The sequence below is a fragment of the Acrocarpospora macrocephala genome (assembly GCF_009687865.1).
In the GTDB taxonomy this organism is placed as follows: Bacteria; Actinomycetota; Actinomycetes; order Streptosporangiales; family Streptosporangiaceae; genus Acrocarpospora; species Acrocarpospora macrocephala.
This window is the reverse complement of sequence record NZ_BLAE01000017.1, coordinates 169,488-188,056: the sequence shown is the minus strand read 5'-3', so window position 1 is coordinate 188,056 and position 18,569 is coordinate 169,488. Positions and strand designations below refer to the sequence as shown.

Genomic DNA, 18,569 nt, shown 5'->3' with positions numbered 1-18,569 from the left:
CGGGTGGGGAGAACGGTCGGGGGGCGGTCACCAGGGTGGCGTTCGGGCAGAGGTCCAGGGCGGTGTCGAGGTTGCCGATGTGGTCGGCGTCGTCGTGGCTGATGAAGATCCAGCGGACGTCGCGGGGGTCCACGACGGAGAAGACGTCCTCGCGCCAGGCGTCGCGGTGGATGGCGGCGCCGGTGTCCACCAGTACCGGTTCCTTGCCTGTGATCACCATGGTGTGGATGGCGGTGTAGCCGTTCTCGACCTGGATGAGCCTCGGGATGAGCACGGTGTCAGGGGCGATGCGATGTGGTCTGAGCATGGCGACAGGGTCGCGGAGGCGGCTTGCCTCCGTCTTGGCGGCTACTTGCCGAAGGGTGCCACTTGCCGGGGTGTTGAGGATGCGCGGAGGGCGAGGAACCGGCCAGAGTCGGGGAGAGGGCCAGAAAGGGCTACTTGGGCGGGGTGGGGAGGCCGGAGGTGGTGAGGAAGGTTCTTGCGGTGGCGTGGTGGTGGGCGGCTGCGGCCGGGCGGTTCAGGGTTTCGGCGAGGAGGGCCAGGCAGAGGTCGGTGACGGACCAGCCGAGGAGGCGGCCCGCGCTTGGTTCGAAGCGGGTGTAGAGGGCCGCGGCGGCGCGGGTGTCGCCGAGAGTGGCGCAGATCCGGCTCAGCGAGTCGGGGATGAAACGGTAGGTCAGGTCGCTGGCGATGGCGGTGAAGCCGTCTTCGGCGAGGGTGGCGAAGATGGTGGCGGCCTCGTCGTGGCGGCCGAGGTCGAGGAGGGCGTGGCAGCGCAGGACGGTCCAGACGGGCTGGCCTGGCCGGGTTTCCAGGACGCTGTCGGCGATGGACAGCGCGGCCGAGGGTGTGCCGCGCAGCCGGGCCGCCTGGGCGCGCATGAGCAGAGCGCGCAGTTGCGCGCCGTCTCCGCCGAGTGCGCCTTCCGGGTGCGCGCGGGCCGCTTCGTCGGCTTCGGCGATGGCCGTGTCCAGGTCGCCTGCCAGGTAGGCCCGGATCGCCGTCTGCCATCCGGCCAGCCCGATCAGCGCGGGCTGCCGCAGCCGGCGGGCGGTCTGCCGCAACCAGTCCAGCAGCGGCCCCGCCGCGGCGAACTCGCCGCCGGAGAGCATCTCCACGTAGCGGGCCTCGCTGGCCAGCCACTCGTCCACCAGATCCCCGGTGGCCGCCGCGCACTCCGCCATCCGCGCCACGATCTCGCGCCGCTCGCCACCCTCCGCGAGCCCGCGCGACAGGATCTCGGTCGCGCTCAGCGCGCGCAGCAGCGAGCGATCGTCCTTCGCCTCCCGTACGGCTGACGCCGCCAGCTCCCGGCTCTCCGCCGGTGGCCGGATAAAGGATCCCATGATCGCCGAAGCCGCCAGCAACGGTGACCGCCACCGCTCGCCCGCCCCGGCCAGGGCCCGGTCGATCCGCCCGAGCAGGGCCTCCGACGCCGCCCACTCCTCGTACATGGCCCAGCCCAGCGGGTCGGAGAAGCCGAGCGCGGCCTGGGCCAGCCGTTCCTCGTCGCCGAGCCGGTCGGCGAGGGCGGCGGCCTCGTCCAGGGTGGCGTGCACCCGCGAGTTCATCCCGGCCACCGACTGCGCCTCGGCGAGGTCGAGTAGCAGGTCGCACTTGAGCTCCAGGTCGGTCACCGGCAGCTGCCCGGTCAGCGCGACGGCCTGCTCCAGATGGGTGGCCGCGTCCTCGTACGCGAACTGCTCGGTCGCGTGCCGGGCCGCCTGGCGGGCGTACTCGATGGCCTTGGCCGCCATTCCGGCGATGACCAGGCCCTCGCGGTAGTGGTAGGCGAGCTCGGCCAGATGGGTGCCGCGCCCTTCCAGCACCGCCGCCACCCTGGCGTGCAGGCGACGGCGGCGCAGCGGCGCGAGGCCGTCCCTGAGCACGTCCCGCACGATGTCGTGGGAGAAGGCGTAGACGAGGGCGCGTTCGGTGAGCAGCCGGGATCGCACTGCTTCGTCCAGCACGTCGAGCACGTCGTCCTGGGGCAGGTCGAGGACGTCGAGCAGCACGCCCAGTTCGGCTTCGCGGCCGAGCAGGGCGGCCACGCTGAGCACGTCGTGCGCGCCGGGCGGCATCGTGGCCAGCCTGCCCCGGAGCACGTCGGCCACCGCGCCGGGAGCTTCCTCACCGAGGCCGAGGAAGAACGGGTTGCCACCGGTCCTGCGCAGCTCCTCGGCTGCCTTCGCGGGGTCCCGGCCGGAACGCTCCAAATATTCGGCGACCGCCTCCTCGGAGAGCCCGCCGAGGGTGACGCGTTCGACGTGCGGGAGCCGGGACAGCGCGGCCAGGGTGCGGGCCAGCGGTTCGCTCACCTCGGTGTCCCGGTACGTGGCCAGCACGGTCAGCTCGGGGCACGGCCGGGTGCTGGCCAGGAAGTCGAGCAGCCGCAGCGAGGACGCGTCCGCCCACTGCAGGTCGTCCAGCACGACCAGGACGGGACCGGCGTTGAACAACCGGGCCACCGCTTCGTACAGCGGGAACTCGCCGGTCGCTCCGGTGATCTCAGCCAGCTCACCGCCCTGTCCGGTGAGCTCCCGTAGCGCCTGCACCCACGGCCAGAACGGCGGCGCCCCGCCACCATCCCAGCACCGCCCGAAGACGACACGTCCGGCCGGATCCGCGACAAAGCCGGTCTCGCTCCGCCCAGCCACGACATGTCCGGCCGCAGATGGAGCATCCCGGACAAGGCTGGTTTCACGCCCAACCATGACCGGACCACCCTCAGGTCGGGCTATAGAACCGGTCTCGTGCCGTTCGGAGAGGAAACGACCGGCCGCGGCTTCCACCAGGCTGGTCTTGCCGATGCCGGGTTCGCCCGCGACCAGGACCACCCGGTGGCCCTGGGCGGTGATGGCGCGGTGCAGGACGGCGGATTCGGCGGCGCGGCCGAGCACCGTCGCGGGCGTGACCGGGGTGACCGTCACCGAGACGGGCGCGGTGGGGGTGAGCGCGGGATCCTGGGCGAGGATGCGCGACTCCAGGTCGCGGGAGCGCGGGTCGGGGTCGAGGCCTAGTTCGTCCACCAGCAGGCGGCGGCCTTCGGCCAGCGTGGACAGTGCGTCGGCCTGGCGGCCCGCCTGGTAGAGCGCCTGCGCGGTGAGCCGCCTGATGCGTTCCCGCAGCGGGTAGGCGGACGCCAGCCGGGTCAGCTCGGGCACCAACTCGGAGCCCCGGCCCAGCGCCAGGTCCGCCTCGGTGGCGTCCTCGACGATGGAGAGCCGGAGTTCGGCGAGGGCGGCCTGCTCGTCCTTGGCCCAGCTCTGGGCCTCGAACCCGGCCAGCGGCTCGCCGCGCCACTCGCTCAGTGCCAGCCGCAGCTCCCTGGCCGCCTTGGCGGGGTCCCCGGCCGCGAGCAGCCGCCGCCCCTCGGCGACCCGGACGGTCACCCGGCGGCGGTCGATGTCCTCGTCGGGAATGTCCAGCGCGTACCCGCCTGGCCTGCTCACCAGGATCGACGCCGCGCCTCTGCGGGCGCGGCCGGGTTCCAGCACCCGCCGCAGTTTCGAGATGTACGCCTGGACGGTGTTGAGCGCGCCGGCAGGGGCGTCGTCCTCCCAGAGGGCGTCGATGAGGCGGGACGCGCTCACCGGGCGGGGCGCGGCCAGCAGGCAGAGCGCCAGCACGGCCCGCTGCTGGGCGGGCCCGATGTCCAGGGCGACACCGTCCGCGCCGATTACCGAGATCGGCCCCAGCACCCGGAATTCCACGCAGCAGACTCTATCGGCATATATCCGGTCAATTTAGGGCGCGTCCGAGGAGGCGGCGGGTGCGGGGTTTCGGGGTTTGGGGGGCGGTGCGAAGCCACAGTTGTACGGCCGCGCCGCCGAGAACGGAACGTTCGACCCGGACGGAACCGCCGGTGGATTCGGCCAGGCGGCGGGCGATGTCGAGACCGAGTCCGGTGGAGCCCGCGCCGCTGTGGCCGCGTTTCAGAGCGCCTTCCGGGTCGGCGATGCCGGGGCCCGCGTCGGCGACCAGGATGCCGACGATGCCGCTGCCCTGGTGCAGGGTGACCGTGAACGGGGTGCGCTGGGGGGTGTGCCGGAACACGTTGCCGAGGGTGGCGTCGATGACCGCGCTCAGTTCGGTCGCGGCCACCGGCACCAGGGCGGGGACGTCCGCTCCGACCAGCTCCCACGGGCGGCCCTGATCCTCGGCCAGCGCCGACCAGAAGACCAGCCGCTCGCGCAGCACCTCGGCGGCGTCGCAGCGTCCGGCGACCGGGCGGGCGGGACGGCGGGCGGTCTCGATGATGGCGTCCACCTCACGTTCGAGCCGGTCCACCTGCTCCGCCGCCGGGCCGTGGTCGCCGAGTTGCAGGCGAAGGGCGGTCAGGGGCGTACGGAGGCGGTGGGACAGGTCGGCGGCCATCTCGCGCTCGGCCGCGAGCAGACCGGCCACCTGGTCGGCCATGGTGTTGAACGCCTGCCCGGCGGCGACCAGTTCGGGCGGGCCGTCGGGCTGGATGCGTACCGAAAGGTCTCCGGAGCCGAGCGAGACCGCCGCGGCGCCGAGCCGCCGGGTCGCCCGCACCACGCGCGCGCCGAGCCGGTCGGCCACCACCACGGATCCGGCCACCAGGGTGATCGCGACCCCGGTCAGCACGGCCCATGAGGTGGCGACGCCCCTGGTCAGATCCGACTCAGGGGCGTACACCTCGATCACCACGGTCCGGCCGCGGTCCAGGGCGACCGGGCGGAGCAGGACGTAGCCGCCGGTCACCCGGATAGTCCGGGAACGGGCCGAGGCGACCGCGTCGGCGGGGGCGCGGGTGCGTCCCACCGTGCCGGTCGGCACGTGCACGGCCAGCCGACCGGCGGCTCCGGCCGGCGTGCTGGCCAGGGCCCGTTCGAGCCGTTTCGCGTCCACGGTCACCACCAGGGCGGGCACGATCGCGGTGGCCTGCCGCTCCGCCTCGGCCAGCGCCTTGGTCTCGGCGACCTCCTTGACCACGGCGGCCAGCGGGATCAGGAACGCCAGCGCCACCATCGCGGTGACGGCCACCGCGACCAGCGCCAGGCCCCGCCTCACGGGGCGCTGATGCGCACGCCGACTCCCCGAACGGTGTGCAGGTAACGCGGCTGGGAGGCGCTCTCCCCGAGCTTGCGCCGCAGCCAGGACAGGTGCACGTCGATGGTCTGGTCGTCGCCGTAGGACTGCCGCCACACCTCGGCCAGCAGCTCCTTGCGCGAGACCACCGTGCCGGGCCTCGCGCACAGGTAGGCGAGCAGGTCGAACTCGCGCCTGGTCAGCTCCAGCTGGGCGCCGTCCAGGAACGCCTCCCGCCGGTCCGGATCCACGCTCAGGCCGCCCACGCGGATCGTCCTGGTGGCGGGGACCGCTCTGGCCCGGCGCAGCAGCGCCTCAAGCCGGGCGTTCAGGTGGTCGCCGGAGAACGGTTTGACCAGGTAGTCGTCGGCGCCCGCCCGGAGCAGGCGGATGATCTCGCGTTCGTCGTCGCGGGCGGTGGCCACGATGACCGGCACGTCGGAGATCGCGCGGAGCATCTTGAGCGCTTCCGCGCCGTCCAGGTCGGGCAGGCCGAGGTCGAGGATGACCACGTCGGGCGGGTAGTGGGCGATGTCGCGGAGCGCGTCGAGAGCCCGTCCCGCGCTGCGTACCGCGTGGCTGCGCCCGACCAGATCCCGGATGATCGCTGAACGGACGAACTCGTCGTCCTCCACCACCAGAACGGTCGCCATGGCCCGATACGCTACGGCACATCTAGGTCATAATTCGTACTTATGCACCTGCCAAGGGCAATCGGGTACACCCTCGCCTGGTCCGGCGCGACCGCCCTCGCAGTCACCGTGGCCTGGCTGGGCGTCGGCCAGGTGCTCCACAACACCGTCCTCGGCGAGGAACCCCTCGCCCCGCTCCTGGTCGCCGCCCCGCCGACCGGCGTCTCCGGCGTGTCCCGTCCGCTCTCACCGCCGCCCTCCATCCCGGTTTCGGATAAATCCACACCACGGCCGTCGAAGTCCCCGACGCGCCGTCCGACCGCCACTCCCCAGCCGGTACGGCCCACCAAAGCGGCCCCCGAAACGACCCAGCCCCGCCCGAGGACCACGCAAACCACCCCCACCCCCACCGCCCCGGGGGAGGTGCTGCACACGTTCACCCTGAAGGGCGGACGGGCGACGATCGCCGTGCGGGAACAGGACTGCCGGATGGTGTCGGCCACACCGGCCGACGGCTACGAGCTCAAGGTGTGGGAGGAATCGCACTGGCTGCGGATCACGTTCCTGCAGGGCACAAAGGAATCCTCGGCTTTCTGCACGTGGAACGCCCTGCCCCCACGCCTGGACACCTACGAAAACTGACCAAGCTGGGGGCACTGGCGATAACCAGCTGAGCGGCGGGATCCTCGCAAAAAGCCAACTGAGCCCGCGCGACCCTCGCGAGAAACTGGCCGAGCCCGCGCGACCCTCGCGAGAAACTGGCCGAGCCGCAGGGCGCTAGCGAGAACCAGCCGAGCTGCGACGGCCTATGGGACGGAACGCTACTTCTTCAGCCGGGACAGGTACTTCTTCATTTCCTTGAGTTCGGCCTCCTGGGTGACCAGGACTCCCCCGGCCAGGGCCTTGGCGTCCGCGTGTGCGCCCTGCTCCTGCTCGCTCGTGGCCAGAGCCAGCGCGCCCTCGTGGTGGTCGATCATCAGCGTGATGAACATCCGGTCGAAAGCGGCGCCCGAGGCGGCGGCGAGCTCGGTCATCTCGGCCTGGGTGACACCGCCGGGAAGCTTCTGGTCGCGCGGCAGCGGCTGCTCCCCCCAGTTGTCCAGCAAACCCTTGAGCACACGGATCTCAGGCTCACGCTGGCTCCGCACGCGCCCGGCCAGATCCCTGACCCACAGGTCGTGAGCCCGCGTGCCCGCCAGCTGGGTCAGGTCGAGAGCCTGCAGGTGGTGCGGGATCATCGAAGCCGCGAACGTGATGTCGGCGTCGTTGTAGCCCTTCTCCGGGGTCGGCACCGCCGACGGTTCGGCGCTGGAACTGGCCTCCGGTGACGTGTTCGGCACCGGGGGAGGCGACGGAGACGGAGACGCCACGGCCGAGGACGTCTCGGCGCTGGCCGAAGGGCTGGCGGGCGCCGCCTCGGGGGTCTCCTGACTGCACGCGGTGAGCACGGCCATCGTCGCCAGAAGGGGTACGGCGATCCGCCTGAAGGTCGTCATGACGCTGGACCTTACCGAAACCTGGATAAGTCCGAGCTCAGACGGATTAGCTGGGCGATATGTCCCTACACCCTCCGGGAGCTCCCACGAGAACGAGGTTTCGCCATCGTGGGAGCCCGAGAACAACTCGCTAAGAACTTCCCGTTCGGCCGATTACGACTACTGGGCCGTTGCCTTTGGGGTCGAAGATGACGCCGAGGAAGGTGCCGTCTTGGGTGGTGAAGTCGACGGCGAAGGTTTCGCCTACGGGGCGTTCGGTGACGCGCCAGTCGGGGCCCATGCGTTCGCGTACCGCGCCGAAGACGATGTCGGAAATGTCGGGTAGGGCGCTGTGGACGTGGACGACGTAGCTGTGCCGGACCGAGGTCGGTGCGGTGCTGTCGTCCCCGGGTTCCCAGTAAGGGTCACACTCCTCGACCTCGTCCAGTTGCACCTCGGCTTGGCCGCCGAGTTGCCTGACCACCTCGTCCACCAGTCGGCGAAGCAGGTCACCGTCCACGGGCTACCTCCATCCTCAGGTTCGGCAGGTTCGGGTTGAGCCGCTTCGCCCGGGCCAGGCTACGGGCCGCGTCCGCGTTCCGGCCCAGCGCGCGCTCGATCTTGGACCGGTGGAAGGCGGCCAGCGCGGTGTCGTCGCGGGCGTGGGCGATGGCCTCCCGGCTCCGCCCGGCCCGGTGCAGCGCCCAAGCGTAGGCGTCGGCCACCTCGCCGGTCGGCCGCCGGGCGAACTCCCTGGCCAGGTGGGTCACGGCCGCCGCCGGGTCGCCGTGGTCGGCCTCGAACCGCCCGGCGGTCAGATCGCCGGCCACCCCACCGGCGGCGAACAGCTTGAGCGCGCCCCGCAGGGCCCGGAACTGCGTCTCGGCCTCGGTTTTCCGGCCGAGGGAGTGGAGCAGCTCGCCGTACTCAATGAGGGTCTGCGGCTCGGGGTTGCGGGCGACCGCGGTGGCGTACGCGCGTACGGCTTCCTGGTTGCGGCCGATCGAGGCCAGCGCGCGGGCGCGCCCGGCGAGCGCGGCCGGGTAGCCGGGCCAGGCGGCCAGCGCCTGCTCGTAGGCACGCAGCGAGGGCCGGCCGGTCTGCCAGGCCAGCTCGCCCCGGCGGCAGTGGATGTCGGCGATGTCGGCGGACCCGGCGGCCGCGTCCAGGGCCAGTTTGAGCGCGTGCGCGGCGCGCGGAAACTCCTTCTTGATCCGGAAGAGGTGCGCGGCCCGGGTGTAGGAGGCCACGCCCGGTTTGGCGTCCAGCATGGTCTGCAGCGAGGTCTGGGCCTTGGCCAGGTCGCCGAGCTGGACGTAGGCGTCGGAGAGCAGGCCGTGGGCGAGCGGGTTGGCCGGGTTGGCGGCGGCGGCCTTGATCGCCCAGTCCCGGGATCCGGCGAACTCGTGCCGGGCCCCGGTCAGCGCGGCCATCCCGACCAGGGCGGTGTCGTTCGCGCCCGGCCGCAGGCGGAGCGACTCGCGCAGCGCGCCCTCCGCTTTCGGGTAGTAGGCCGGATTCGCGGTGAGCCGGGCCTGCTCGACGTAGCCGAGGCCGAGTTCGGCCCAGACGGTGGCGTCCTGCGGCGCCTGCTTGAGATAGCGCTGGTCGGCCGCGATCCGCCCGGCCAGGTCGAAGGCGAACGCGCGGACGGGGGGCGGGCCAGGTTCCCGGTCGGATCCGGCGAACAGGACCAGCGCGACGGCCAGGAGCGAGGCCGCCGCCAGCAACGGAAGCGCGGCGCGTTTCATCGCCGCGTCCGGTTGACCGCGCGGCGGACGTCGGGCGTCGCCTCGTACGGGAAACTGTCGGTGATCCGCTTGGCGGGACCGGTGATCGGGCTCAGCCAGGTCGGCAGCAGCGTGCCCCGGCCCGCGGGCTCGCCCATCGCCATCCGGATGAACGCCACCGTCACGTTGTCGGTGAGCCGCCGCCCGTTCGGCCAGCCCTGCGGGTCACCGCCGATCAACCCGTACTGGTTGGGTTTCGGGGTGACCGGGGTCATCATGTTCAGCCGGGTCATCTCAGCGGGAACGATCTTGGTCCGGTCGGCGTCCCGGTTCAGCACATGCGAGGTCAGATCCATCTTGATCGGCCCGGTGGACTTGGCGATCCCGGTGAGGAACACCTGCTCCAGATCGATCCTCGGCTCCTTCGGCGGCAGCGAGAGCAACCCGGGCGCGAGCAGCTTGGACGCATACGGGTGATGCACCGCCTTGATCATCGCCGGCCACTTGTGATCGGTCTGCGGCGACGACGCATTGTGATAGGCGCCCCGCAACAAGTGCGGCATCAGACTGTCCCCGAACATGGAAAGCCCCTGCCGGGACACCTGCCGATAGGGCTTCGCCGCCTTGTCCAGCAGGTTGAGCGAGCGCCGCGACGAGGTCGCCCAGATCCCCACCACCGGATTACGCTGCACATCCCCGCCCAGCGCCAGCTCCGCCTTCGGCACCTGAATCGCGATCGAATGCACGTTGAACGGCGTGAAGAAGTCGAACGGCGGCGCGACCGGCATCCCCACCCTGGTCAGCGCGATGGCCCGGAAGTCGAAGAAAAAGGGGTCCTTCACCTGCCCCGAGAAGGTCTGCCCGCCGCCGGGCAGCGGCACGATCGCCCGCTTCCACTTCTCCGCGAACTTCGGCTCGATGCCGTACGGCCCGACGGGCGCGTTCTCCAGCAGCACCTTCGGCCGCTGCCCGGGACGAATGGCTTCCAACCGGTAGGCCTGGGGAAACAACGTCTTGCACCGCACGTTCCCCGCGCACGGCTTCGTCACCCGCCCGGCATACGGATCAGTGGCCTCCGGCGTGTACGGATACACCCCCGGCGGCTGCTCCCAGCTCCCGGCACCCCCGGTATACGCGCTCAAATTGTCCCCACCCTGCGGCAGCGGCTTCCCGAAGTCCGGATAGACACTGCTCGGCTTGGCCTTCGGATCGCCGGACCCGTCGCCGTTGCGATACCACCACCGGTAGGTCAGCTCCGGCTTGCCGTCCCCGGTGCTGTCGAAGTGCAGGTCATAGAAGCCCTGGGTGGCGAAGCGATACCAGGGCAGCGGCGCGACCGGCAGTTCGAACGGCACGTAGTTCCAGATCACCGTGACCGTGTCGGGGCGGTCGGGGCTGGTGAACGCGTACAGGTCGGTCACGTCCATCTGCGGGTCGAGAATCTGGGTCGGGGCGTCGACATGGTTGGACGCCAGACCGGGGGACGTGCCGGGTCCCGCCAGGAAGCCCGCGGCGAGCATCGAGCCCCCGACTCCCACGACCGCGATCCGCTTCGAGGCCTGATTCATGATTTTCCTCATCGAGATATGCCAGGTTTCCAGTATCACGATGTGTAATGATTTCGATTACACAGAGCGATCAGTGGTGATCGTCCCCCCTTCCGCTGACGGCAATCGGGGACGGATATGAAAGATCAGGTACATACGCTCCACCGGCGGGACGCGCTCCGGCTGGGCGCGGCCGCGGCCCTGCTGGCCAGTACCGGCACCGCGCACGCGCAGGACGTCGACGAGGCCGACTACGTGATCATCGGCTCGGGTCCCGGCGGCGCTCCGCTGGCCGCCAACCTGGTGGCGGCCGGGTTCAGCGTGGTGGTGCTGGAGGCCGGCCCGCTGCGCGGCAACCAGCGCTGGTACGACGTGCCGACCTTCTCCAACTTCGCGGTCAGCGAGGACACCCAGATCCGCTGGGACTTCTTCGTCCAGCACTACAGCGACCAGAAGCTCGGCGCCACCTCCAGCCAGTGGGTCACCGGCCGGGGCGTGCTCTACCCCCGGGCGTCCGCGCTCGGCGGCTGCACCACCCACAACGCGATGATCACGATGGCCGCCGACCCGGACGACTGGGCCCACATCCAGCGCCTCACCGGGGACGACGGCTGGGCGCCCGAGCGCATGTGGGACCACTGGCAGCGTTTCCTGTCCTGGCAGCCGACCGAGTTCGGCCTGGTGGACGTGGTCAAGCTGGACCCGCAGCTGGGCCGGATCGTGGCCGCGGCGCTGGCCGAGACGAAAGCGCTCGGCGGCGACACCGCCAACCCGCGCCGGATCAACGACAGATCCTTCGTGGACGCGGGCACCGAAGGCTTCTTCTACACCCCGCAGTCCACCTCGCGCGGCAAACGCCACAGCATGCGGGAGCGGCTGCTGGCCGCCCAGGCCGCCCACCCGGGCCGCCTGTCCATCCAGGCCAACGCGCTGGCCGAGCGGATCGTGCTGGAGCCGGGCCCCGACGGGCGCAAACGCGCGGTCGCGGTCGACTACCTCCTGGGCGGCCACCTGTACGGCGCCTCGCCCCGCTACCAGGCGACCACCGCCGCCGAACGGAAGTCCCGCCGCCGGACGGTCCGGGCCAGGCGGGAGGTGATCGTCTCGGCCGGGGTCTTCAACAGCCCGCAACTGCTCATGCTCTCCGGCATCGGCCCCCGCGCGCACCTCGCCCAGCTCGGGGTGCCGGTCCAGATCGACCTGCCCGGGGTGGGCGGCAACCTCCAGGACCGGTATGAGGTGCCCGTCGTCTCGGCGTACCCGCCGTTCCTGCTCTTGCAGGCGTGCGGGTTCGGCAGGACGCCGATCGATCCGTGCCTGACCGCCTGGCAGGGCGCGTCGGTGTTCGGGGCGGCGGGCTTCACGCCGTACTCGACCAACGGGGTGCTCGGCGGCATCAAGCGCAGGTACGGCACCGGCGCCCGCCCGGAGATGTACGTCTTCGGCGCGCCCGTCGACTTCCGCGGCTACAAGCCCGGCTTCGGCCCGCCCGGCTACGTCAAGGACCGCTTCACCTGGCTGGTCCTGAAGGGCTACGCCGACTCCCGCACCGGCACGGTACGGCTCCGCTCCGCCGACCCCGCCCACCCGCCGGTGATCAACTTCCGCAAGTTCGACGACGGCAGGGGCGGCGACCGGGACGTGGCCGCCATCGTGGACGCGGTCGAGATGATCAGAAGGATCAACGGCAAGGTCGGCACCGGCACCGAGGTCTGGCCGGGCCCCCAGGTCAGGTCCCCGGAGCAGATCGCCGCCTGGGTACGGCGGGAGGCCTGGGGTCACCACGCCTCCTGCACCAACCCGATCGGCCCCGACTCGGACCCGATGGCCGTGCTGGACGCCAGGTTCCGGGTGCGCGGGACGAGCAACCTGAGGGTGGTGGACGCCTCGGCCTTCCCCCGCATCCCCGGACTCTTCATCTGGGCCCCGGTGGCCACCCTCGCCGAGAAGGCCAGCGCCGACATCATCGCCGAGGCCCGGTATCCAGTGTCACGCTGACGGTGGTAACGCGCGGATCAGTAAATTCGGACCGGCCGCACGCCTTGGGCGGCGGGCGCCGGTGGGTAGCCGGTGGTCTCGTTGCCCTGGCCTCCGGCGACCACCACCGCCGTGCCAAGCCCGCCAGCGCCCAGACCCCCGCCACTCCCCCCGAGCGGGCCACCGAGCCCGCCGAGAAGGCCACCCCCACCCCCGCCGAGCCCGAGCCCGGCGCACAGGCTATCGATGATCGACAGCGGAATCCGGTAGCGTGCCTGGTCCTGCGCTGTGTAGGAGGTAGGCGCGGACTCGGCCTGGGCGACCGGGGCGGCGAAAAGGGCCGCGCCCGCCAGGACAACAATCGGACGAATCATGTGAATTCTCCATGTCACGAGATTTGACTACTTTGTGCACATTTCTGACCGCACACTGTCATATTCCCGGACATAGGAGTCCCGATTGCCCCGATATCCCCACAGATTGGCAAGCGTTCATCTACCCTGCACGCATGTGCAAGGCCGGTGAAAAACGATGAAAGGTTTCATCGCTACGAAACCTCTGTTGACACGCCCGAAACAGTGATACGTTCTTGGGAGCGCTCCCAAGCCGCCGCGTGACACACTTCGGGCCTGAGGAGACCGGATGGCCGATCTTCCCACCCTCGCAGAGGTAGCCGCCGCTGCTGGCGTCTCCCCGGCAACCGCTTCCCGAGTCCTGACGGGCTCGGTACGCGTCACTACATCGACCAGGCGACAGGTGCACGACGCCATGTCCCGCCTTGGTTATGTAAGGCGCCGCGCCCCTCGGGGCTCGACCGCCAGACGCACCGACCAGATCGTGGCCGCCGTGATCTGCGAGCAGACTCCACGGCTGTTCAGCGAACCCTTCTACGCCCGACTGCTGTCGGCGGCCGAGGAGGTGTTCGCCGCCCACGGGGTCCCCCTCGTGGTGATGACGGCCACCCCCGCCACCGCGGCGATCGCGGCCCCACCGCTGGTCGCGGGGGCCGTGGACGGGGTGCTCCTGGTGGGCGCCCGGGCCAGGCACCCACTGGCCGTCACCCTCGCCGCCTCCGGGATCCCGGTGCGCAGCGCGGGCCGGCCGCCGGACGGCGTGGACCTCCCGTTCGTCGACATGGACAACCGGGACGGCGGACGCCAGGCGGCGGAACACCTGCTGCTGGGCAACCGCCGGGTGATCGCCACGATCGCCGGGCCGCCGACCCTGCCCGCCGCCCGGGACCGTCTCGACGGTTTCCGGGAGACGCTCAGGGACGCGGGCATCACCGACATGCCCGTGGCCTACGGCGACTTCACCCACGCCTCGGGCGCGCACGCGATGCAGTGGTTACTGCAGCGCGCGCCACGCCTGGACGCCGTGTTCGCGGCGTCCGACGTGATGGCCGCGGGCGCGATGCAGGCGCTGCGACGGGCCGGGCGCAAGGTGCCCGACGACGTCGCGGTGATCGGCTTCGACGACGCGCCCATCGCCCGGCACACCACCCCCGCCCTCACCACCGTCCGCCAACCGGTAGAGGAGCTCGCCGCCCTGGCGGCGCGCATGCTGCTCATGGCCCTCGCCGAGGACGAGATACCCAAGGGAAACCCTGTGTTGCCCACGGAACTGATCGTCCGTGAATCAACCTGAGCTGGCCGAAGGCGACGTCCTGACCCGTCGCTATCTGCTTCAGGAGCGGATCGCCACAGGAGGCATGTCAGTGATCTGGCGTGCCTTCGATCAGTCCTTACAACGGGCTGTGGCGATCAAGGTGCTGGACGGGGCACTGGACGGTGACAACCCGGGCCGCGAGCTGATCAGGCGCGAGGCCCGGGCCACCGCCCGGCTGATCCACCCGGACGCCATCGAGGTGTACGACTACGGCGAGACGGTCACCCCGCGTGGCCGGCTCGCCGCGTACGTCGTGATGCGGCTCCTGGAAGGCAGATCACTGGCGGATCGGCTCAGCGAGGGCCCGCTGCCCTGGCTGGAAGCCACCGCCATCGCCGCCCGGCTGGCCCTGGTGCTGGCCGCGGCCCACGAGCGGGGCATCGTGCACCGCGACGTCACGCCGGAGAACGTGCTGCTCGCCTCGGACGGGGCGAAGCTGCTCGATTTCGGCATCGCCGTGTTCGCGGGCGAGGCCGACGACGAGCTGGTGGCCGACTTCGGCACCCCGCCCTACGTGGCGCCGGAGCGGCTCAAGGAGCTGCCCGCCGCCCCGGCCGTGGACGTCTACTCCCTCGGCGTCCTGCTGTACGAGATGCTCACCGGCGTTCCGCCGTACCCGGAGACGACCTGGGAGGGGATCGAGGCGGCCCGCAGGGACGGCCCGCCGCCCAGCCCGGACAGCGTGCCGGGGCTGCCGCCGGAGATCGCGGCGCTGTGCCGGCAGTGCCTGTCCCCCGATCCGACCATGCGGCCGAGCGCGCGCGAGGTGGCCGAGGCCCTGATGCCCGGCGAGACCGGGCGCGAGCCCGGCTGGCTGAAGTGGGCGGCCGGGGTCGCGGGCGTGCTGGCGCTGGGCGTGCTGCTCTGGCAGCAGCCGACCCTGGCCCCGGCGGGGGTGGCGGCGGAGACGCTGCCGACCCCGGCGGCGCACGCCACCCAGCGCACCGGGGAGGCCGCCGAGTCCACCGAGCGGGCCGAACCGATCCTCGACCCCGAGCGCACCACGGAACCGAAGCCGGACCCGGACCCCGACCCGGTCGCGCGGCCCTCCCCCACGACCAAGCCGGTCGGCACCCGGACGCTCGCGCCGCTGCCCCTGGCGAGCCCGGCCGGTTCCGGTTCGGTCGAGGAGGCCTCGGCCGCGTTCGTGGGGCTGCTCGAAGCCGGGGCCGGGCGCGGGGAGATCACCCCGGAAGCCGTCCAGGATCTGAAGAATCTGGTCGGGAACATGATCGCGAACAATGATCCGAACGCGGTGGGCAACATCCGGATCAAGCTGGCCGACCGGCTTCGCGAGGGCGTGCTCACGCCCGCGCTGAAGTCGAAGCTCGACGCGGCGCTGGACCAGATCAAGGCGGCGTTCGAGGCGCGGGGAACCTGACGGCCGGTGCGGCTCGCGGGCCGCGAGCCGCACCGGAACGGGGGTTGACAAACCCGTCTAAATAGGCTCTTGTATGGGAGCGCTCCCAGTGATCATGGTTTGCTGCCCTTGAAAAGCATGGCAGACCTGGGGGAAATACCTGAATCTTTCAGAACCCGCCCTGCCAGATAAGGTCTGTGTAAAGAGCTGTAAGCCATGTGAAAGCGCTCCGCAAGGATGCCTCCCTAGGGTTACTGACGTCCCGAGATCACTAGGAAGGCTTCCGTCCGATGAGAATCGTTCGCCTCGCTATTGTCGCCGTCGCCGCGACCACGTTCCTGACCGCCTGCGGGCTGGGAGCCAACACCGCGCTGTGCGCCGAGGCCACCAAGGCGCTGCTCGACTACACCTCCCAGGTGACCACTGCCGGCACCGACATCGCGGCCATCAACAAGGCCAACACCGACCTGTCCGGCAAGCTCACCGACATCTCCGCCAAGGCCGACGGGGACCTCAAGAAGACCCTCGACAGCATGGCGAGCACCTGGGCCGACCTCAAGATCGACGCCTCCGACCCGAACTCGATCACCGAGTTCACCAGCAAGAGCGCGAACTTCGACTCCGAGCTCCGCGCGGCCTGCAGCTGATCTCGCCGGCTTGACCGTGACGTACGGCCCGCGCTCCGGGAGGTGGAGCACGGGCCGTACGGGTTTTATTCGAGATCAGGACAGGTCGAATTCGCCGCCCTTAACCCCGTGCACGAAGGCGTCCCACTCGCCCGGGGTGAACATCAGCTTGGGTCCTTCGGGGTCCTTGGAATCGCGCACGGCTATTCCGTGCTTGAGCTGGGCGACCTCGACACACTGGTTGCCCTGGGTGTTCGAACGGGTGGCCTTACGCCACGTAGCGCCGGCCAGATCCGCAGGCTGAACGCCCTTCATGCCATCTCCTTCTCGACCGATTCGATTTTCTCTCTGGATTTCTCCGGGCTGAGCGCGGCGGCGCGGAGATGGTCAAAGACCTGGGCATAGCGGTGAACGTCGTCGGAGGTCTCCAGATAGAGCTCTCCGCCCGCGCTCTCCAGGAAGACGATGTCGGAATCCTCGGGATGCGCGAAGGTGAGGATCGCCAGCGGGTTGCCCATCCCCAGGTAGGCCCCCGCCTCGAACGGCAACACCTGAATGGTGACGTTCGGCTGGACGGCGATCTCCTGGAGCCTGCGCAACTGCTCGGCCATGACGTACGGTCCGCCTACTGGACGCCGCAGGGCCGCCTCGTCGAGCACCACCCAGAGTTCGAAGGCCGGGTCGGTCAGGCGCCGTTGCCGCTCCAGCCGCACGGTGATCCGCCGCTCGATCTCCTCGGGGTCCTCCACGAGAGCCGCACTGATCACCGCGCGGGCGTACGCCTCGGTCTCCAGCAGTCCTGGGAGCATCACCGGCTCGTAGTTCCGGACGCTGGCGGCTTCCGCTTCCAGTCCGACGTACGGCCCGGGGAGCACGTCCCCGAAATGGTGCCACCACCCGCGACGCCCGGCGTCCCGGATCAGCTCGAGCAGGGCGTCCCGCTCGTGTCCGTTGGCGCCGTAGAGATCCAGGAGATCCCGCATGGTCCGGCCCTGGGGCCGGGTGTGCCCGGTCTCGATCCGATACACCGTGGAGCTGGCCAGCCCAAGGCGCTGGGCCACTTCCTCGCGCGAGTAGCCCGCCTCGCAGCGCAACCGGATGAGCTCGCCGGCCAGGCGTCTCAGCCGGACCGACGGGCTTCGCCCTACGCTCATAAGCGAACAACTCCCCACAAACGGCACTTTGCAATATTGCATTCGCAGGATTGCAAAGATGCATTCCACGGTGCAGGATTAACTGAAGTTTGCCACGGCTTTGAGTGAGCCCTGCCTGTACAGGTGCACAGGGAGTTATCAGAGGATGACAATTCTCAACCGCGCGGAGAGAACCGTGATTTCGCGGCCCTACTTCGGCGCCGTGGCGGAGGCGGGCGCGGCCCGCCGGTTCATCTCCCGCTGCCTCGGCGCGGGCCATCCGTGCCGGGACGATGCCGTCCAACTGGCCGGTGAGCTGATCTCCGAGTCGCTCCGGCACACGATCGCCTGCGGTGACCGCGCCGGTTACACGATCGCGGTCAGCACCACTCCCGCGACCGCCCGCGTGGTGCTCTCCGCGCAGTCGCGCTGCCCCTGCTGGACCCGCCCAGCACTCGGCCGCGGCGTACACCTGGTCTCGCAGTTCACCCCGCTCTGGGGCGCGCTGACCACCGACCACGGCACCACGGTGTGGTTCGAAGTCACCAGATCACCCCGCGAGCCCAGGCACGGCAGGCCTTCCCGCTCGGACGGCGGCGCACACACGGCCCCCTGAGGCAGATGACTCCAAGTCACGGGTGTTAACCGGCTGAAATGGGTATCAACCGCATCAGATGCATCCATAAGCCGCAAAACACAACAACCGGGGGAAAAATGCCTGACAGCCCGAACAAGAAATCGTCCAAGGCGACGGGCAAGGCGAAGAAGGCCGCCATCAAGGAGGCCCGAATCGCCCGCCGCGAGTCCACCCAGGACTCACCATCCGCCCGCTCGTCGTCCACGGCCTCACGGTCGTCGTCCGCGTCGGCCTCGCGGGCCTCGTCCTCGCGCTCGACATCCGCACAGTCGCCCGCACAATCGCCGTCGCGCTCCGCCCACACGTCACCGTTCCGGGAGCCCCAGCAGCGCCCCGAACACAACTGACACTCCCGACGTAACAGCCCGGGGCGGTCCAACCGTCCCCGGGCTGATCCTTTTCCGGACCGGCCTGGTAGGCGACCGCTGGGGGCCCATCATGCCGTCGGCGATGTGGTGACCGTCAGGTCGGGGCCGGAGGTGGCGCCTGAGTCGTTTCTGGCGACGACGGTGAAGGTGTAGGGGGTGGCGGGGGTGAGGGCGCCGATGGCGAGAGTCGTGCCGGGGGTGGAGGAGATCAGGAGGCCGTCGCGGTAGATGTCGTAGGTGAGGGCGGCAGGGGATGGTTGCCAGGTTAGGCGGAGGCCTGAGGGGCTGATTTGGCTGGCTTTGAGGGGGTTGGCCGGTGTGGGGCGTACGCCGGGGCAGGGGGTGGTGAACAGGCGGG

The 18,569-nt window shown here is 70.6% G+C and carries 19 protein-coding genes; 6 read left to right on the top strand and 13 right to left on the bottom strand.

The features are described from left to right. The 4 genes from Amac_RS17050 to Amac_RS17035 all read right to left on the bottom strand — a co-directional run. Positions 1-307: MBL fold metallo-hydrolase (locus tag Amac_RS17050; protein WP_155355365.1), on the bottom strand; the 307-nt coding region annotated here is incomplete at its 3' end. A 130-nt stretch (positions 308-437) separates the two neighbouring features. Continuing rightward, positions 438-3,716, bottom strand: a complete 3,279-nt coding sequence (locus tag Amac_RS17045; RefSeq protein WP_155355364.1) for an ATP-binding protein — start codon at positions 3,714-3,716, stop codon at positions 438-440. A gap of 28 nt (positions 3,717-3,744) precedes the next feature. After that, positions 3,745-5,040, bottom strand: coding sequence for a sensor histidine kinase (locus Amac_RS17040; protein ID WP_218041133.1), 1,296 nt, complete (start codon positions 5,038-5,040; stop codon positions 3,745-3,747). Then, positions 5,037-5,711 (bottom strand): response regulator transcription factor, encoded by a 675-nt coding sequence (locus Amac_RS17035; RefSeq protein WP_155351359.1) that lies wholly within the window; start codon positions 5,709-5,711, stop codon positions 5,037-5,039. Before Amac_RS17035 ends, Amac_RS17040 begins: the two co-directional genes overlap by 4 nt. Before the next feature lie 42 nt (positions 5,712-5,753). On the opposite strand from Amac_RS17035, the gene Amac_RS17030 reads away from it, so the two are divergent. After that, the gene (locus Amac_RS17030; protein WP_155355363.1) at positions 5,754-6,332 is read left to right on the top strand and encodes a hypothetical protein; all 579 of its coding nucleotides are present in this window, start codon (positions 5,754-5,756) and stop codon (positions 6,330-6,332) included. Positions 6,333-6,511: 179 nt separating this feature from the next. On the opposite strand, the gene Amac_RS17025 is transcribed toward Amac_RS17030, so the two are convergent. From Amac_RS17025 to Amac_RS17010, 4 genes are all read right to left on the bottom strand, one after another. Continuing rightward, complete coding sequence (locus tag Amac_RS17025) at positions 6,512-7,186, bottom strand: DUF305 domain-containing protein (RefSeq protein WP_155355362.1); 675 nt, start codon at positions 7,184-7,186, stop codon at positions 6,512-6,514. 130 nt (positions 7,187-7,316) lie between these two features. Further along, positions 7,317-7,685, bottom strand: a complete 369-nt coding sequence (locus Amac_RS17020) for a hypothetical protein (protein ID WP_155355361.1) — start codon at positions 7,683-7,685, stop codon at positions 7,317-7,319. Then, positions 7,675-8,916, bottom strand: a complete 1,242-nt coding sequence (locus Amac_RS17015; protein ID WP_155355360.1) for a tetratricopeptide repeat protein — start codon at positions 8,914-8,916, stop codon at positions 7,675-7,677. The genes Amac_RS17020 and Amac_RS17015 overlap by 11 nt, the downstream gene beginning before the upstream one ends. Next, entirely contained in the window at positions 8,913-10,463 is a 1,551-nt protein-coding gene (locus tag Amac_RS17010; protein WP_170322525.1) for a DUF4331 domain-containing protein, read from the bottom strand. The genes Amac_RS17015 and Amac_RS17010 overlap by 4 nt, the downstream gene beginning before the upstream one ends. A gap of 117 nt (positions 10,464-10,580) precedes the next feature. Between Amac_RS17010 and Amac_RS17005 the strand changes: the two genes are divergently transcribed. Then, positions 10,581-12,440, top strand: coding sequence for a GMC family oxidoreductase (locus Amac_RS17005; RefSeq protein ID WP_155355358.1), 1,860 nt, complete (start codon positions 10,581-10,583; stop codon positions 12,438-12,440). 17 nt (positions 12,441-12,457) lie between these two features. Here the strand turns inward: Amac_RS17005 and Amac_RS17000 are convergent, their stop codons facing one another. Then, complete coding sequence (locus Amac_RS17000) at positions 12,458-12,793, bottom strand: hypothetical protein (RefSeq protein WP_155355357.1); 336 nt, start codon at positions 12,791-12,793, stop codon at positions 12,458-12,460. Between the two features lie 268 nt (positions 12,794-13,061). Here Amac_RS17000 and Amac_RS16995 point away from each other — a divergent pair, with 268 nt between their 5' ends. From Amac_RS16995 to Amac_RS16985, 3 genes are all read left to right on the top strand, one after another. Further along, complete coding sequence (locus Amac_RS16995; RefSeq protein ID WP_155351351.1) at positions 13,062-14,066, top strand: LacI family DNA-binding transcriptional regulator; 1,005 nt, start codon at positions 13,062-13,064, stop codon at positions 14,064-14,066. Beyond that, on the top strand, positions 14,053-15,468 hold the full coding sequence (locus tag Amac_RS16990; RefSeq protein ID WP_155355356.1) for a serine/threonine-protein kinase: 1,416 nt from the start codon (positions 14,053-14,055) through the stop codon (positions 15,466-15,468). The genes Amac_RS16995 and Amac_RS16990 overlap by 14 nt, the downstream gene beginning before the upstream one ends. 269 nt (positions 15,469-15,737) lie before the next feature. Beyond that, positions 15,738-16,094 carry a DUF8711 family protein gene (locus Amac_RS16985; protein WP_155355355.1) on the top strand — a complete coding sequence of 119 codons (357 nt, stop codon included), beginning with the start codon at positions 15,738-15,740 and terminating at the stop codon, positions 16,092-16,094. 75 nt (positions 16,095-16,169) lie between these two features. Here Amac_RS16985 and Amac_RS16980 read toward each other — a convergent pair whose 3' ends face one another. Both Amac_RS16980 and Amac_RS16975 read right to left on the bottom strand, forming a co-directional pair. Continuing rightward, positions 16,170-16,388: a DUF397 domain-containing protein gene (locus Amac_RS16980; RefSeq protein ID WP_155351348.1), complete on the bottom strand. Its 219-nt coding sequence runs from the start codon at positions 16,386-16,388 to the stop codon at positions 16,170-16,172. Next, entirely contained in the window at positions 16,385-17,227 is an 843-nt protein-coding gene (locus tag Amac_RS16975) for a helix-turn-helix domain-containing protein (RefSeq protein ID WP_155355354.1), read from the bottom strand. The genes Amac_RS16980 and Amac_RS16975 overlap by 4 nt, the downstream gene beginning before the upstream one ends. Positions 17,228-17,372: 145 nt before the next feature. Between Amac_RS16975 and Amac_RS16970 the strand changes: the two genes are divergently transcribed. Next, the gene (locus Amac_RS16970; protein ID WP_155355353.1) at positions 17,373-17,822 is read left to right on the top strand and encodes an ATP-binding protein; all 450 of its coding nucleotides are present in this window, start codon (positions 17,373-17,375) and stop codon (positions 17,820-17,822) included. Between the two features lie 25 nt (positions 17,823-17,847). On the opposite strand, the gene Amac_RS16965 is transcribed toward Amac_RS16970, so the two are convergent. Both Amac_RS16965 and Amac_RS53675 read right to left on the bottom strand, forming a co-directional pair. Further along, a complete protein-coding gene (locus Amac_RS16965) occupies positions 17,848-18,147 on the bottom strand; it encodes a hypothetical protein (protein ID WP_155355352.1) in 300 nt (99 codons plus the stop codon). A 132-nt stretch (positions 18,148-18,279) separates the two neighbouring features. Next, the coding region (locus Amac_RS53675) for a fibronectin type III domain-containing protein (protein WP_170322524.1) at positions 18,280-18,569 on the bottom strand (290 nt) is incomplete at its 5' end.

Coding starts and splice junctions, on each gene's coding strand:
- Amac_RS17035 (WP_155351359.1), bottom strand. CDS start 5,711: ATGGCGACCGTTCTGGTGGTGGAGGACGACGAGTTCGTCCGTTCAGCG.
- Amac_RS17030 (WP_155355363.1), top strand. CDS start 5,754: ATGCACCTGCCAAGGGCAATCGGGTACACCCTCGCCTGGTCCGGCGCG.
- Amac_RS17025 (WP_155355362.1), bottom strand. CDS start 7,186: ATGACGACCTTCAGGCGGATCGCCGTACCCCTTCTGGCGACGATGGCC.
- Amac_RS17015 (WP_155355360.1), bottom strand. CDS start 8,916: ATGAAACGCGCCGCGCTTCCGTTGCTGGCGGCGGCCTCGCTCCTGGCC.
- Amac_RS17010 (WP_170322525.1), bottom strand. CDS start 10,463: ATGAATCAGGCCTCGAAGCGGATCGCGGTCGTGGGAGTCGGGGGCTCG.
- Amac_RS17005 (WP_155355358.1), top strand. CDS start 10,581: ATGAAAGATCAGGTACATACGCTCCACCGGCGGGACGCGCTCCGGCTG.
- Amac_RS17000 (WP_155355357.1), bottom strand. CDS start 12,793: ATGATTCGTCCGATTGTTGTCCTGGCGGGCGCGGCCCTTTTCGCCGCC.
- Amac_RS16995 (WP_155351351.1), top strand. CDS start 13,062: ATGGCCGATCTTCCCACCCTCGCAGAGGTAGCCGCCGCTGCTGGCGTC.
- Amac_RS16985 (WP_155355355.1), top strand. CDS start 15,738: ATGAGAATCGTTCGCCTCGCTATTGTCGCCGTCGCCGCGACCACGTTC.
- Amac_RS16980 (WP_155351348.1), bottom strand. CDS start 16,388: ATGAAGGGCGTTCAGCCTGCGGATCTGGCCGGCGCTACGTGGCGTAAG.
- Amac_RS16975 (WP_155355354.1), bottom strand. CDS start 17,227: ATGAGCGTAGGGCGAAGCCCGTCGGTCCGGCTGAGACGCCTGGCCGGC.
- Amac_RS16970 (WP_155355353.1), top strand. CDS start 17,373: ATGACAATTCTCAACCGCGCGGAGAGAACCGTGATTTCGCGGCCCTAC.